Origin of the sequence: Solitalea lacus, from assembly GCF_022014595.1 — a bacterium.
Classification (GTDB): Bacteria; Bacteroidota; Bacteroidia; order Sphingobacteriales; family Sphingobacteriaceae; genus Solitalea; species Solitalea lacus.
Genome location: NZ_CP091740.1, coordinates 115,424 through 129,798 on the forward strand (window position 1 = coordinate 115,424; position 14,375 = coordinate 129,798).

A 14,375-nucleotide genomic window follows, 5' to 3' on the forward strand; every position below is an offset into this window, starting at 1 on the left:
ATTAATTCCTTCTATAAAAATTCAACATCGGCTTTTCCCTCTCACGTTTTTCTCTTTCGCTAATCGTAAAATAACCCTTCCCATTATTTGTCCAGCCAATGGATTCGCCCTGTATTTCCTTCCTGTATGAAACCAAAGTTGGTGGCCCAATTAGGGTTTCCTCAATCGGTGTTGCCTCATTTCGCTTCCAGTAATAAACTTGTTTATAGTCTTTAATTAAAATTTGTGAACCATCAGCAGAAATGCTACCCCCTGTTGCCTGTTCAATAGGAATTGATCCCACGTATTGTAGACGCATTGTACCTCCTTTTAGCTTAGAGTAAGGCGCCTTATAGATTCTTGCTGTCGTTCCTTTGGTTATAATGTATAAATCTTTTGTTAGCGGGTCTAAAAGAATGGTTTCAGCGTTGTAACGTTTATCAGGATATTGAAACCTTAATCGATCGATCTTTCTGATTACGGTATCAATCGGCATTTTAACTTTTGTAAGATCAGGCTCTTTAAACCGATAAATAATAACAGCATTCATTACTCGGTAATTATCGCCTATATCAGCAACGTAAATATAGGATTTGCCTAACTCCGGACCCGGACCAATAGCTATGTCTTCCCAGTCGTAGTTTTTATAATTCTTTAGTTTGAGATCTCCCAAGTATTGTCCCTGGGAACCAAGGATATAAACCCGGTTAGCATTAAAGCTATCTTCAATAGCATAAATAAAATTCGGATTGGTACTCCCAGCCGCTACTCCTGAAATCTCTTTTAGATTCATGTTTTGAAGTTCCTTCTGCTCAACAAATTCAAATTCATCATTTGCTTTTAGTTCAGGCCAAGAGATAACTTTTTCCCAATCTACACGCTGACTTCGACATGAAACCAAAGCCAACACGAGTAAAAGGCATGGTAAATAAATCTTTTGACTTAGTCTCTTTACCTGGGGCAACAATATATCTGTCCGGAAATCCATTTCATTTTTACTTCTAAAACCTTACGACAAGAGCTCTTTAACGGTACTGGCGTTCAACTGTTTTACAAATTGATCCTCTGCAACAATTAATGAATCAGATAATTGGGTTTTACTTTGCTGCAAATCAAGGATCTTCTCTTCAACAGTATTTTTGGTAATAAATTTATACACCATTACCTGGTTCTTTTGACCTATGCGGTGTGCTCGATCTATGGCTTGTGCTTCTGCAGCAGGATTCCACCATGGGTCTAACAAAAATACATATTCTGCCTTGGTAAGATTCAGCCCGGTCCCGCCGGCTTTCAATGAAATCAAAAACACTTGAACATGATCATCATTCTGAAAGCGGTCTACCTGAAACTGACGGTCTTTGGTTTGTCCATCTAAATAAGAATAACCTATCTTCTGACTTTCTAAAAACCCTTTCACCAATTTCAAGTGCTGTACAAATGAACTAAACACCAATACCTTGTTGCCTTCCTTGTTTATATTCAACAGCATCTCCTGTACTTCTGTTAATTTCCCAGAATCACCTTCATAGGAGTCATCAGCCAATAAAGGATGATTGGCCATTTGTCGTAACTTCATCAAACCTTTTAGCAGCAAAAATCTAGATTTATCAAAACCTAACTCATCCATACTGTCGAAAACCATTTTCCTGCAATCCGCTTTCACTCTCTCATAAGCATCTTGTTGCTCTTCACTCATTTCAACGTAATGCACATTGATTGTCTTTTCAGGAAGTTCAGTTGCCACCTGCATTTTCAACCTTCTAAGCACAAATGGACTAATCATTGTCTGCAGCTTCTTAGCTTTCTGATCGTCACCTTTCTTCTCTATGGCTTGAAGAAACGACTGCCTGAAATAGGCCTGCGAACCCAACAAACCAGGATTTATAAAGTTCATCATCGACCACAAATCCATGGTTGAGTTTTCAACCGGCGTACCACTTAATGTCAGGCGATGCTTTGCCTGTAACTCCATAACGGCTTTCGTTATGGCTGCGGTTGGATTTTTGATGGCTTGGGCCTCATCTAAAACAACATAGTTGAAATAAAAGGATTTAAAAAGTTCTATATCGCGCAGTAAAACAGGGTACGAGGTGATTACCAAATCATATGCCGCAAAACGCTTGTTATGCTTGGCCCGCTCATTGCCCGCATGAAGTAAAATTTTCAGTTCAGGAGTAAATTTATATGCTTCCAGATGCCAGTTGTAAATCAATGATTTTGGCAACACCAGTAACGAAACATGCGCTTCACCTTGTTCTTTTATACTTTGCAATAAGGAAAGTGTTTGCACAGTTTTACCCAAACCCATATCATCTGCCAAGCAGCCTCCAAGATTATACTCATGCAAGAAGCGCATCCAATTATATCCGGCCTTTTGGTAAGGTCTTAATTCACCCATAAACTTTTGCGGCATCGGATAGTCTTCAATACTATTTACGTCAAGCAGCTTCTCCAAACGGTTGTTTAAATCTGCATTTAATAAATTATTCTGCTGAAGTTCTTTTACCAATGCATAATGATGTTTTTGAAGCACCAGCGCCTCATTATCATCCTCCTGCATAAAATTCATCAAGCCTGAATACTGCTCAACCCACTTCTCGGGAATAACTGCTACTTCACCATTAGGTAAGGCAAATTCCGCTTTACCTGCATTTATCAGATTATAAATCTTACGAAAAGCAATTTCGTATTCACCAAAACGGACCAAGGCTTTTACATCAAACCAGTCGCGGCTTTCTGTAATTGAAAGATGAATTAATGCTTCACCTATGAAATACCTCTTTGCTCCTGTTTTGGTCGCTTTGGGTTGCTGCACCTGAATACCCTTAGCAATCAATTCCGAATGGTGACGATCAATCCAATCAAAAGCTTTATCTTTCGTCCAGGCAACTTTTTGAGCTCCAAGTTTTAGACCTCGTTCTGCAAGCCATTCAGTTAGTTCACGCTCAAAACCAACATCTCTTAATGCTTTATAAAAAACAGGGCGCTTTGGGTTATAATTAAACTTTACTGTATTACCTCCCAAGCCGGCCCTGAACTGAAACTGACCGTAGGTAAAATACAGCTCAAAAACCATTTTAGATTCATTCAAACTGTTAGTTGGTTGATCAAATAAATTTTGTTGCACCTGAGCACTTTCCTCATGCAATTGCAATAAAATTTGTGGAATTGATTCAGTAGGTATTACATCAAAACCATGAGCCTCTACCTCTCCTGCACTAACAACCTTCATTACAAACTGTTCAAAGTATTCTTTTTCTTTGTCAGGTGAAATTGTAATTGCGGCTTTGGTTAAAAAGGGTTGCAGTTTCTTACCATCAACCCCGTCTTCACAAACATAAACTACGTTCTGATGTAATAAAATCGAAGGCTCTAAACTCAGTAAATAGGTTTGTGGATCATTTAAATTCAGTTCCTTATCATTACAGGTTACCTTAAGCGAGTAAGACAAACCGGTTTCATTACGGGTAAAGGAATATTTAACAGTTGCGGGGGCCTGAGCAAAGGAAAGTATTGGCCATAAAGGCGGTCCCTCTTTTGTGAACAAACAAATAGGTTTATTTTTAACCAGCTGCAAAAACCGATTCCGTAATCGATCAAGATATTGACGTACATGTGTACGAACAGGTTCTAACGTTTTATCCGTTTTACCTTTTTCGTAAAATTTAGCGATGAATTGCTGAAGATTTTTTGCCTCTTTATCTTTAAACTGTTTAAATACCTCCGCGGGACTCATTCGCTCCGAAAGCAACACCAACTCCTTGTCTTTTTCGTCTGCTTCAGTATAAAATTGAACTAAGACTTTTGTGGTAATGCCTCTGTGCCCATAACTAAATCCCCCTTCGGCATCTAATTGAACTAAATAAGGCTCAGGTAGAAACCCAAATTGGGGGTGACGGTTGAAAGCAAAAACAAGTTGTTGAACAGAATTGGATTGTGCCGACATATACTGTAATCTTCTTAAAGCTGATGGAACTTTAAGCTGACAAAACTACATAGAGTTTTTACTTGCCACAAAACACATGCATACGGAATATGATTACAATAAGATTGTCAGGCCAAAAAACTTATCAACTCTCAATGATTTGCACTACTTTGGAGGAGTATAAAAAACTTTTGTACTTCCAAAATAATACTTTATTCCAAGCCAAAATGTGCTGTACATATCCTTCTTGGAATTATTGGGAGAACCTTCATAACCATCAAGTAAATCAGTTAAGGTAAAGTTGAACTGATATTGTAAATTAATCGCAAACGGCACATCATTAGTCTTGGTTCTGTACTTAATATTTACCCCTACCTGAAGGGGAAAATAAATATCTGTTCCTTTATAGTTATATCCTTCAGTAAAGGTGCCATTAGGAGTGGTATAATTAAAAGGCTGCACTTCCTTCACATTACTTTTAATTGCACCAACACCTGCTCCAAAATAAAGATCATTTATTCGCCGATACCACGTATTTGCACTTGTATAAAGTAAATCGCCTAAACCAACATTGTAAATTACTGAGCCTGAAAAGTAACTGTTGCTAAACTTACGCAGATTACCTTCAATCCCTGCCTGCAGTTTACCTCCTTGCATGTCGGCCGAAAGAAAACTATAAGGAGTTGTGTTATATTGAAAGGCTCCTCCAACAATTGGAGCAATATTTTTATTAGAGGCATCAGTAAATGAGAGACTAATACCACCAAAACCCTCAACTGAAAAAATGTTATACTTTACCTGAGCAAATCCATTAAAAGAAAACAGGCAGAAAATAAATAAATAGAGTGCGTTTTTCATCATACTAGCTTTGAGTTGTTTAACCAATAATTTAAGAACAAAAAATGGATTTATACAATCTACTTTCAACTTATTTTGTAGCGACAATTTGTAAACTTTCCCTGTTTAATATTGATCACAATATACTTACACTCTACCTCCTAAAACTAACGGTTAATTATTGACGTTTTTAGTAATTTTAACCGTATGAATCGCATCGACCGAATTTCGGCAATACTTATTCATTTGCAATCAAAAAAAGTTGTTAAAGCCCAGGATATTGCTGACCGTTTTGACATTAGCCTAAGAACTGTATATCGAGACATTAAGACTTTAGAAGAGGCTGGAGTACCCTTAATCGGGGAAGCAGGCATTGGATACAGCATTGTTGACGGCTACCGTTTACCCCCGGTAATGTTTACCAAGGAAGAAGCCACAGCATTTCTTACAGCTGAAAAATTGATTGAAAAATTTACAGACACGGCAACTGCTTCTATGTTTAAATCGGCAATGTACAAAGTGCGGGCTGTGTTAAAATCGAGTGAGAAGGATTTGTTGGAGGCAATGGAGGGACACATCGAAGTGCTCAGAAAACACTCTCCATTTCATACTTCTTCCTTAAACAACACGTTGCAAAATCTGCTAAATAGTATTGCAGAAAAAAAGGTTGTTCAATTGGAATACAGAGCCTTTGCATCAACAGAAAAAACCATTCGCTTGATTGAACCAGTCGGCATTTTCTATTCAAATGGGTACTGGCACACCATTGCTTATTGTCGTTTACGTGATGACTACCGTGATTTCAGAGCCGACAGGATATTAAAACTTAACATCACCGATGAGGTGTTCAACAACACACATCCTACGCTGAAGTCTTATTTTGAACAACTAGCACGAGAAGAAAATCTCGAAAAAGTAGTTATTAACCTGGACAAGCAAACCGCAAAATACCTGACTGACGTAAAATATTATTATGGATTTGTGAGCGAAAATGAACATGATGATTTTGTTCAAATGACTTTTCTCACATCGCAGTTGGAGCTATTTACGCGTTGGTTCAGCACCTTTGCCGACAGGGCTGAAATTGTTTATCCGGAAATTTTAAAAACCCACTTGAAAGATCACTTGGAACGTGTTGCAAAAAAATTGAGCTAACATTTTATGTGCGGATAAGAGCCAAAAAAAAGGGCCAGACTATCATAAGGTCCGGTCCCTTTAAATTATTACCAACTGAACAGAAGGAAATTATGCTTCAGCTCAACAGTATTATTTGGCTTGCTCCACCACGTAAGAATTAAGCTCTTTTATCTTCCCTTCTTTCAACTTATAAATATCACAAAAGTCGGCATTGAATGTACTACCATCTTTTTTCTTCATGCTCATAAAGCCTTCTGCCATAACCATATCGCCTTCTGCAATAACATTTCTCACATTAATTATCGGTGGTTCCGAAAACTCTTCTGCAGTCATTGCCTCTCTAACAGACTCGATGCCAACCAGTGGAGTAGTTCCCATCATTCCCCATCTAACATCTTCGGAACAATACTCTAAAAATGCATTAACATTACCTAGAGCAAAAAACTCATTTAGCCTAATAATCAATTCTTTGTTTGATTGTGCTGACATAGTAAAAACATTAGTTTGATGAACAATATATTTCTCAGTTCTTGAACTCTTCTGCCAATTCTTTTACTTTAAGCAAAGCTTGGTCCCATAATACAGATAGCATTTCATACAGCTCCTCCGTCATATCACTTTCAATAAACAAGGTGGTAATACCATCCTTCTCAATTAAACGATATGTTTCCATTCCTCCCTTCACTGCCTTAGCCGCCTCACTGTCGTAATCATCCACATTGTTATTTATCACTCCTTCGTATTCTATACTTATAATTCGAGAAGGATCATTGGCAACTATTTTACCAACCATCCCCTGACCACTTTGATCCAGGAAGCGGGCCTTACTGCCCAACGTCCAATCAGATTCTGCATATGAACCTTCTGAAAATGCTGAATACCATTGTCTGGTAAATTTATCGAGCAGCATCACATCCCAAACCACTTCTTTAGGGGCTTTAATTTCAATCGATTTTCTGATTACTAGCTTTTCCATTTTCTATCGATTTATTATTATAAATTCAGCACCACAAGTCTCGGAGGTAAAAAGTGATGCGTACTATTTACAGTTGTCATACTCTGGCAATAAGTTGTACTACCCTCAGACAGCTTGATTATAATCGTAATTAATCATCCACTGAACACCGTACTTATCCTTAAACATTCCGAAATAAGCTCCCCAAAATGTATCTTGCAAAGGCATTTCAATTGCTCCTCCCGCTGAAAGCCCGTTAAACAGCTTGTCAGCTTCTTCCTTCGTTTCAGCACCCAATGAAAGAGAAAAGTTATTTCCCATTGTTAAACTTTGACCCATCGATTCCAATGCATCGGTACCCATTAATATATTACCATTACCAATGGGAAGTGCAATATGCATAATTTTATCCCTGTCTTCTTCCGGTAGTTTATCTGCTTCTGGTGTATCCTTAAAGCGCTGAATCATTAAGAACTCTCCACCAATTACTGCCTTGTAAAAATTAAAAGCTTCTTCAGTTTTACCCAAAAAGTTCAAATACGGATTTAATGTTGCCATGTTAAATGTGTTTTTTTAATCGTTAAAAATATGTAGATTTTAGTGTAAAAGGCAGTTTTCAAACTGAGTAGTCATAAAGCTTTTCACCGTTAATTTACGACAATTAAACCAGTTGATTTTATACAAGTTATAAATTTATCCATGAGCTTTTTATTGCTTTAGATGACCTTCATTCCTTGCATGCCGATTTACATCACAAACTTAATTCACTATTTTATAATCGATAAGGTATGATTACGGCAATGTAAACGGCTAATTGCGTCAACAATCATTACCATTATATCCAGGGTCTTATTTCCTGAGTAATGTCTTTAAGATTTTACTTTCATTGTTTGAAAAACCTTTTGAGAAAAAGTATCTTCAAACACTTAATGAAAACTTCTGTTCATTAACAGCAACCGAGAGAGTGTAAATACACGTAATCTTAAGGGTTGTAATTTATCTTTAAAACATGAAACACATCTCAATTTTGGTTCCCAAGGGGGCTATTTTAGGCAGTCTTGAAGGCTCCCGCCAGCTGCTAACTCAAGTAAATGAGTTTTTCAAAGCAAGAGGAGAAACCCCCATTTTTAAAGTACAACTAATTGGACTTTCTAATGCCACACCGGTAAGTGGAGGATTATTTACAGTTAACACCGAAATTCTAATCGATGATGTAAAAAAAACGGACCTCATTATTATTCCGGCCTTAGATGGGGATTTAAATCAAGCTATAGAAAACAATCAGGAGCTTATCCCGTGGCTTATCAATCAGTATAAAAAAGGGGCCGAAATTGCCAGTCTTTGCTTAGGGGCATTTTTATTGGCATCAACTGGTTTGCTAAACGGTAAAAGCTGTGCAACACATTGGATGGCCGGCAATCAATTCAAGACAATGTTTCCGGATGTCAACTTGGTTACCGAAAAAATCATTACTGATGAACACGGTCTTTATTCCAGCGGGGGTGCATTTTCATACATGAACCTGATTTTGTACCTCATTGAAAAATATGCAGGCCGCGAAATGGCTATACTCTCAGCAAAAGTTTTCGCCATTGAAATTGATAGAACTACTCAATCCCCATTTATTATGTTCCAAGGGCAAAAGGAACATGAAGATGATGCTATAAAAAAAGCACAAGAATTTATTGAACATAATTTTCACGAAAGAATTACGGTTGATGATTTGGCAAGCATGCTGGCAATGGGCCGTAGAAGCTTAGAACGCCGGTTTAAAAAAGCTACTTGCAATACCGTTATTGAATACATTCAGCGGGTAAAAATTGAGGCGGCCAAAAAAGGGTTTGAAACTAGCCTTAAAAACATAAACGAAGTGATGTATGAGGTTGGCTATTCTGACACCAAAGCATTCAGAAGCACTTTTAAAAAATTTACAGGTTTATCCCCTATTGACTACCGAAATAAATACAATAAAGAAAAGGCAATAGCCTAGTCCAATAGAAGGAGTTCATTTACTGTGCTCCTTCTAATTTAAGGATCCCATTTGTCGCAATTCCTGCCCTAAAATGCCGTTTCACACCCCTCTTTACCAATTTCTCATCTTTAAATTTGTTTAAGATTAATCGAATTAAAGAATAATACAACTTACTATGGTAGAAGTCTTTAAAACGAACATTGCCAATAAGGCTCAAGCTCTACAGGTTTCAGAGCTGTTAAGTCAATCATTTGAAAACTATTATGTAAACATCGATCTGGAAGATTGTGACAAAGTTCTTCGGGTTGAATGCAAAATCGGCAATGTTGATGCCAGTAAACTTATTGCATTTCTAAAGAAATTAGGATTTGACGCAGTTGTGTTACCTGATGAAATTGAGGAATACAATGCGAATAAAGACAATCACATTCTAACTTAAGTACAGAAATCATGCTACTAAAGAATAAAAATGCTGTAATATATGGAGGAGGAGGAGCCATTGGCAGCTCCATTGCTAAGGCTTTTGCATTAGAAGGCGCCCGCGTATTTATTGCTGGTCGCAGAAAAGGACCTTTGGAAGAGGTTGTTTCCACCATCAAACAATTTCACGGCTTGGTCGAATCTGCCACAGTTGACACGCTAAACGATAACGCTGTTGAATATCATCTTGCTGATATTTATGACAAAGCCGGCTCAATTGACATAACAGTAAATGTCACTGGCATTTATCATGTGCAAGGAGCTCCATTAGCAGTAATGCGAATGAAAGATTTTACCCTGCCAGTTACCACATATATCAACTCCAACTTTATTACGGCTACAGCTGCAGCTCGATACATGGTAAAACAAAATTCTGGAGTGTTATTCACCATTTCAACCCCGGGAGCATTACTGGCCGATGGCTATTCTGGAGGTTTTGGAGTTGCCTGCGCTGCAATTGAAGGCTTAACCCGTCAGCTGGCAGGCGAACTTGGCCCCTACAATATCCGCGTTATCTGCTTACGTCCTGATGCAATTCCTGAGGCAGCCCTGGCAGGCTCGCATAGCAGAGAAGTGTTTCTCAACAGGGCAAAACTTATGGGCATTACACTTGATGAGCTGCTTGCAGGTATGCCCAACGGAACATTACTACAACGCTCCCCTACGCTACAGGAAATAGCTAATGCGGCAGTCTTTCTCGCCTCGGATAAAGCAAGTGCCCTTACTGCCAGTGTCGCAAATCTAAGCTGCGGATCGGTTGTATGCTAAAATATCCACTATTTACTGGCAAAGAGAATCATCGATTCCGTATCTTTACACACTCAATACCAGTAGGTTATGAACAAAAGCCTGCAAGCATTAAATGCCACTTTGTTTGACTATTTATTAGTAATAGTCCCTTACAATGATGTATATGCTAAGGTTGTGGATATTAAAGAAGCTTTCTGGCTGAACTATAAATGCAAATTTGCTGCAAATCTTTATCCACACATTGCACTTTCTGAATTTGTCATTTATGACTCAATGGAGAAGCGGATTGTTCAGTTGCTTGAGAAATTCTCTAAATCTGTTGTGCCATTTCGTACTATACTTAAAGGTTTCGGCACTGTTGCCAACCATACATTTTATGTAAATGTAGCCTCTAAAGAGCCCATAATAAAGGTTGTTAAGAATATGAAATTGGCATTAGGAAATCATCTACAATCAAACAGCCTGTTTAAGCCCCATTTCTCTACAATCCCAAACTTAACCATAGCACGGAAGATGACTAAAGAACAATTCGAAAAAGCAGAAAAGGAATGGAAAAATGAGGCGTTCGATTCCAGTTTTGAAGTTAGGTCAATGAGGCTTTTAAAGAGAGTAAACGACAAATACCATATTGTTAAAGATATTCACTTTACAGGCGACGGGGCATTTGACATTCAACCAGTCTAGTTTTAAAAATTTATAAGCGAAAGCCGCTACAGCTAGTACCTGTAGCGGCTTTCGCTTTAGTTAGATCCCTAATGTTGACAAACAATTATCCAGTATAGTCATCAGATAATCCATTGTTTCATCAAGGCAGGAATCCTTACTTGGTGTTAACAAGATTAACCCAAAGTTAACCTAGTTCTATTTTTTAATTACTTCTGAATCGAGTTAGTTCTATACGCAAAAAACCAACTCACAGACTCATGTATTGCCTTGAATTTCAATCAATTCTAAAATAAATAAATATGAGACAAAAACTACAAGTATTTCTTTTTCTGTTCTTGTGGAGTGCAATAGTCTTTGCACAAAATAAGAAAACAGTGACAGGGGTTGTGAGTGACAAAAGCAACCAACCATTACCCGCTGTAAGTATATCATTGGTAGGGTCTACCATTGGAACTACGACAAACATTGATGGTAAATTCAGCATTTCAGTTCCTGAAAATGCTAAATTAAGCTTTAGCTACATAGGCTTTCATACAAGGACGATTACAATTGGAAATAACACAACTATTAATGTAACGCTCGAAGAAGATGATAAGGCATTAGGAGAAGTAGTAGTAACCGCTTTGGGTATTAAACGCGAACAAAAATCTCTCGGCTATGCCGCTCAACCAGTAAAAGGTGATGATATTACAAAAGCTGCTCCGGTAGACTTGGCCCAAGGATTAATGGGAAAAGTAGCCGGCTTGAACATTTCAACCGGCAATGGTTTAAGTGATGCTTCTTCACGCATTGTAATTCGTGGTAACAATAGTTTGTTCGGTAACAACCAGCCTCTTATAGTAGTGGATGGGGCCATTATGGACAACAAACCGTTGGATCAATCTAATACCAACAGTTCTGACCTTTCTACGCAAAAGGATTGGGGTAACTACCTGAGTTACTTAAATATGGACAATATCGAAAACGTATCTGTTTTAAAGGGTCCTAATGCTGCTGCTTTATATGGAGCAAGAGGTGCAAATGGTGTAATCTTAATCACCACTAAAAAAGGTGCCCCTAAAAAAGGAATGGGTATTGATTACAGTTATACCACGAACTTCACAGATGTTTACCGTTTTCAGGATTTACAAAATCAATACGGGGGAGGATCTGTAGCAGGTTTAGTTACAGCAAATCCTCAACTGCCTAAAAATAGTGCTGGAGAATACTTCTTACCTACTTTATACGGTGGCAGCAGCTATGCTACCGGAGGTTCAGGAATTCCATATTACCATGGGGTAATACCAAACACAGGCGGCAAGAATGCTTATCAAATTTTTAGCTGGTTCGGTGCGGGTGCTTCTTGGGGACCAAAGATGGAGGGCCAAATGGTTAGATGGTGGGATGGACAAATGCGTGCTTATTCACCTCAACCAAATAACCGCGAATTCTACTATAACACAGGTTCGGAGAAAACACATAACGTAGCTTTCAATACAGCTAACGATTTTGGAACACTTCGTTTATCGGCATCTACTTCACAAAGTGATGCGGTTATTGATAATGTAAACAATAAAAAAACCAGTTTTTCACTGGGTTCTACAGTTAAAATTTCTAAAATGCTTAGTGCTGAGCTTTCTGCTTCTTATAACCAAGCTTTTAGATTGAATACTGCTGACGTAGGAAGTAACAACTCATGGTCGAAGTTTTCGACTTACGGAATGTCAAGAGAATACCAACCATTAGAAAAAAATGTTTTCATTAATCCTGACGGTTCTAAATTCAGTTTTCCAAACACTTATCCTTACGCGGAATACGGTGTTGATTTGTTCTGGAATAAATATGATCAAAATCAGCGCTTATGGAGAGATGAGCTTGTTTCTACTGTTAAAGTAAATGCAGAAATCACTCCTTGGTTAAATGCATTTGCTCGTACTTCTGGTAACTTTATCGGAAACCGTTTTGAAACTACAAACAATACAACAAGTGCTGATCACTTAACGGGTGGAGTTTTTTCTAAAGAAGTAAACAAGAGTAAAGTCTTAAATACCGATTTAATGGCGACTTTACATAAAAATGACTTCTTATTCAAAGGGTTCAATGCAAGTTTGTCGGGAATGTACAATGAGTATTCAAATAATTTAGAAGGAGTTTATGCCTCTAATAACACCGGAAGCAATACCTTCAAAGTTCCTGATCTTTATACACTTTCAAACTATACTGACGTAACCAAAACTAGCTTTGCCGAAAAAAGATATGATGTTCAATCGAATTCACTTTTAGGCATTTTAAACCTAAGCTATAAGGATTACTTGTTCTTAGATCTTACAGGCAGAAATGATATAAACTCTACTTTGCCTAAAAACAACAACTCTTATTTTTATCCTTCAGCCAGTGCCGCTTTTATCTTTAGTGAAGCATTTGACTTAGGTAAAGTAAAAGATGTGCTTTCTTATGGTAAATTAAGAGTTGCATACGGAAAAAGCGCTAATGCTGCCGAGCCTTATATGTTAGATGCAACCTATACTGTAGGAACATTCGGAGGACAGGCTACTAATTCATTACCTGGTACTGTCCCGCCAACAGACCTCCGTTTCCAAACCTCCAAATCAATTGAGGTTGGAACTAACTTAGGGTTCTTAAACGACAGAATAAACCTTGATTTTACCTATTATGATATTATATCTGAGCACCAGATTATGACTTCTGCATTGTCAAGCACATCAGGATCAGCAAATATCACATTTAACTCAGGTGCATTGAGAAACAGGGGAATTGAATTTATTGTGAATGCAAACCCTTACAAGACAAAAGACTTCACATGGAATATTTCTTTAAACGGAGCTAAAAATGACAACTTCGTTGAATCATTACCTACAGGTATTCTAAATCAAACAATTGCTTCAGTATTTGGAAATCAAGGAGCATTTATGAAAGTTGCTGTAGGTGAAAAATACGGAACTATTTACGGTACCGATTTTAAACGCGATGCACAGGGTAATAAGTTGGTTAAAAACGAGAAAGATGTTAGCGGTAATGTAATAGGTACCACATATGTTGTAACAACCGATCCTGTAGCTATTGGTAATGCCGCACCTAAATTAACCGGAGGCATGGGTAATACGTTTAAATACAAACAATTCAGCTTGTATGGTTTAATTGACTTTAAATATGGTGGCGATATTTATTCATTTGATCATGCTACAGCAATGGGTAACGGTCTAGCCCCTGAAACTCTTGTTGAAAGAAATGGTGGAGGTTTACCTTACACTTTCCCTGATGGAACCAAAGCGAATGTGGGTGTAATTTTGGAAGGTTTTAACGTGGATGACAATAAAATAAATGACCGCGTAGTTAACCCAATGTATAAATATGCAGGTAGCTATGCCGCTTGGTCTGATTTAAATAGACCAAGAAGTTTATCGGTTTTTGAAAACTCTTGGGTGAAACTTCGTGAGGTTGCCTTAACGTATGATTTGCCTCAAAATTTAATAGGCAAAACCAAATTTGTTCAAGGTTTATCTCTGTCATTGATCGGTCGTAACTTATGTTACTTATATACAACCCTTCCGGATCATTTGAACCCTGAAGCTGTAATGGGAACAGGTAATGGTCAAGGCTTGCAGTGGTCGTCATTCCCAAGCATGAGAACTTTTGGAGTAAGTTTAAAAGCCAAATTTTAATTACTAATCAGT

12 protein-coding genes are annotated in these 14,375 nt (G+C 37.8%); 6 read left to right on the forward strand and 6 right to left on the reverse strand.

Annotation, left to right across the window (positions count from 1 at the left end; all coding sequences use genetic code 11):
• Position 1: 1 nt before the first annotated feature.
• The 3 genes from L2B55_RS00495 to L2B55_RS00505 form a co-directional block, all read right to left on the reverse strand.
• Entirely contained in the window at positions 2 to 967 is a 966-nt protein-coding gene (locus L2B55_RS00495; RefSeq protein ID WP_237848317.1) for a hypothetical protein, read from the reverse strand.
• Positions 968 to 988: 21 nt separating this feature from the next.
• Positions 989 to 3,925 carry a DEAD/DEAH box helicase gene (locus L2B55_RS00500; RefSeq protein WP_237848318.1) on the reverse strand — a complete coding sequence of 979 codons (2,937 nt, stop codon included), beginning with the start codon at positions 3,923 to 3,925 and terminating at the stop codon, positions 989 to 991.
• Between the two features lie 144 nt (positions 3,926 to 4,069).
• Entirely contained in the window at positions 4,070 to 4,765 is a 696-nt protein-coding gene (locus L2B55_RS00505) for a hypothetical protein (protein WP_237848319.1), read from the reverse strand.
• Between the two features lie 183 nt (positions 4,766 to 4,948).
• On the opposite strand from L2B55_RS00505, the gene L2B55_RS00510 reads away from it, so the two are divergent.
• Positions 4,949 to 5,896, forward strand: coding sequence for a helix-turn-helix transcriptional regulator (locus tag L2B55_RS00510; protein WP_237848320.1), 948 nt, complete (start codon positions 4,949 to 4,951; stop codon positions 5,894 to 5,896).
• 111 nt (positions 5,897 to 6,007) lie between these two features.
• Here L2B55_RS00510 and L2B55_RS00515 read toward each other — a convergent pair whose 3' ends face one another.
• The 3 genes from L2B55_RS00515 to L2B55_RS00525 all read right to left on the reverse strand — a co-directional run bounded on the left by L2B55_RS00515 (position 6,008) and on the right by L2B55_RS00525 (position 7,391).
• The gene (locus L2B55_RS00515; RefSeq protein ID WP_237848321.1) at positions 6,008 to 6,367 is read right to left on the reverse strand and encodes a nuclear transport factor 2 family protein; all 360 of its coding nucleotides are present in this window, start codon (positions 6,365 to 6,367) and stop codon (positions 6,008 to 6,010) included.
• Between the two features lie 34 nt (positions 6,368 to 6,401).
• A complete protein-coding gene (locus tag L2B55_RS00520; protein ID WP_237848322.1) occupies positions 6,402 to 6,854 on the reverse strand; it encodes an SRPBCC family protein in 453 nt (150 codons plus the stop codon).
• A 105-nt stretch (positions 6,855 to 6,959) separates the two neighbouring features.
• Positions 6,960 to 7,391 carry a VOC family protein gene (locus L2B55_RS00525; protein ID WP_237848323.1) on the reverse strand — a complete coding sequence of 144 codons (432 nt, stop codon included), beginning with the start codon at positions 7,389 to 7,391 and terminating at the stop codon, positions 6,960 to 6,962.
• Between the two features lie 451 nt (positions 7,392 to 7,842).
• On the opposite strand from L2B55_RS00525, the gene L2B55_RS00530 reads away from it, so the two are divergent.
• From L2B55_RS00530 to L2B55_RS00550, 5 genes are all read left to right on the forward strand, one after another.
• The gene (locus L2B55_RS00530; RefSeq protein ID WP_237848324.1) at positions 7,843 to 8,823 is read left to right on the forward strand and encodes a GlxA family transcriptional regulator; all 981 of its coding nucleotides are present in this window, start codon (positions 7,843 to 7,845) and stop codon (positions 8,821 to 8,823) included.
• A gap of 157 nt (positions 8,824 to 8,980) precedes the next feature.
• Complete coding sequence (locus L2B55_RS00535; protein WP_237848325.1) at positions 8,981 to 9,244, forward strand: hypothetical protein; 264 nt, start codon at positions 8,981 to 8,983, stop codon at positions 9,242 to 9,244.
• A gap of 11 nt (positions 9,245 to 9,255) precedes the next feature.
• Entirely contained in the window at positions 9,256 to 10,053 is a 798-nt protein-coding gene (locus L2B55_RS00540; protein WP_237848326.1) for an SDR family NAD(P)-dependent oxidoreductase, read from the forward strand.
• Positions 10,054 to 10,122: 69 nt separating this feature from the next.
• Positions 10,123 to 10,719 carry a 2'-5' RNA ligase family protein gene (locus L2B55_RS00545; RefSeq protein WP_237848327.1) on the forward strand — a complete coding sequence of 199 codons (597 nt, stop codon included), beginning with the start codon at positions 10,123 to 10,125 and terminating at the stop codon, positions 10,717 to 10,719.
• Between the two features lie 281 nt (positions 10,720 to 11,000).
• A complete protein-coding gene (locus tag L2B55_RS00550; protein WP_237848328.1) occupies positions 11,001 to 14,363 on the forward strand; it encodes a SusC/RagA family TonB-linked outer membrane protein in 3,363 nt (1,120 codons plus the stop codon).
• Positions 14,364 to 14,375 lie beyond the last annotated feature (12 nt).

What these genes read in the sequence shown, in the direction of transcription:
- L2B55_RS00525 (WP_237848323.1), bottom strand. Translation starts at nt 7,391, where the DNA reads ATGGCAACATTAAATCCGTATTTGAACTTTTTGGGTAAAACTGAAGAA.
- L2B55_RS00515 (WP_237848321.1), bottom strand. Translation starts at nt 6,367, where the DNA reads ATGTCAGCACAATCAAACAAAGAATTGATTATTAGGCTAAATGAGTTT.
- L2B55_RS00510 (WP_237848320.1), top strand. Translation starts at nt 4,949, where the DNA reads ATGAATCGCATCGACCGAATTTCGGCAATACTTATTCATTTGCAATCA.
- L2B55_RS00495 (WP_237848317.1), bottom strand. Translation starts at nt 967, where the DNA reads ATGGATTTCCGGACAGATATATTGTTGCCCCAGGTAAAGAGACTAAGT.
- L2B55_RS00500 (WP_237848318.1), bottom strand. Translation starts at nt 3,925, where the DNA reads ATGTCGGCACAATCCAATTCTGTTCAACAACTTGTTTTTGCTTTCAAC.
- L2B55_RS00545 (WP_237848327.1), top strand. Translation starts at nt 10,123, where the DNA reads ATGAACAAAAGCCTGCAAGCATTAAATGCCACTTTGTTTGACTATTTA.
- L2B55_RS00520 (WP_237848322.1), bottom strand. Translation starts at nt 6,854, where the DNA reads ATGGAAAAGCTAGTAATCAGAAAATCGATTGAAATTAAAGCCCCTAAA.
- L2B55_RS00540 (WP_237848326.1), top strand. Translation starts at nt 9,256, where the DNA reads ATGCTACTAAAGAATAAAAATGCTGTAATATATGGAGGAGGAGGAGCC.
- L2B55_RS00530 (WP_237848324.1), top strand. Translation starts at nt 7,843, where the DNA reads ATGAAACACATCTCAATTTTGGTTCCCAAGGGGGCTATTTTAGGCAGT.
- L2B55_RS00505 (WP_237848319.1), bottom strand. Translation starts at nt 4,765, where the DNA reads ATGATGAAAAACGCACTCTATTTATTTATTTTCTGCCTGTTTTCTTTT.
- L2B55_RS00550 (WP_237848328.1), top strand. Translation starts at nt 11,001, where the DNA reads ATGAGACAAAAACTACAAGTATTTCTTTTTCTGTTCTTGTGGAGTGCA.
- L2B55_RS00535 (WP_237848325.1), top strand. Translation starts at nt 8,981, where the DNA reads ATGGTAGAAGTCTTTAAAACGAACATTGCCAATAAGGCTCAAGCTCTA.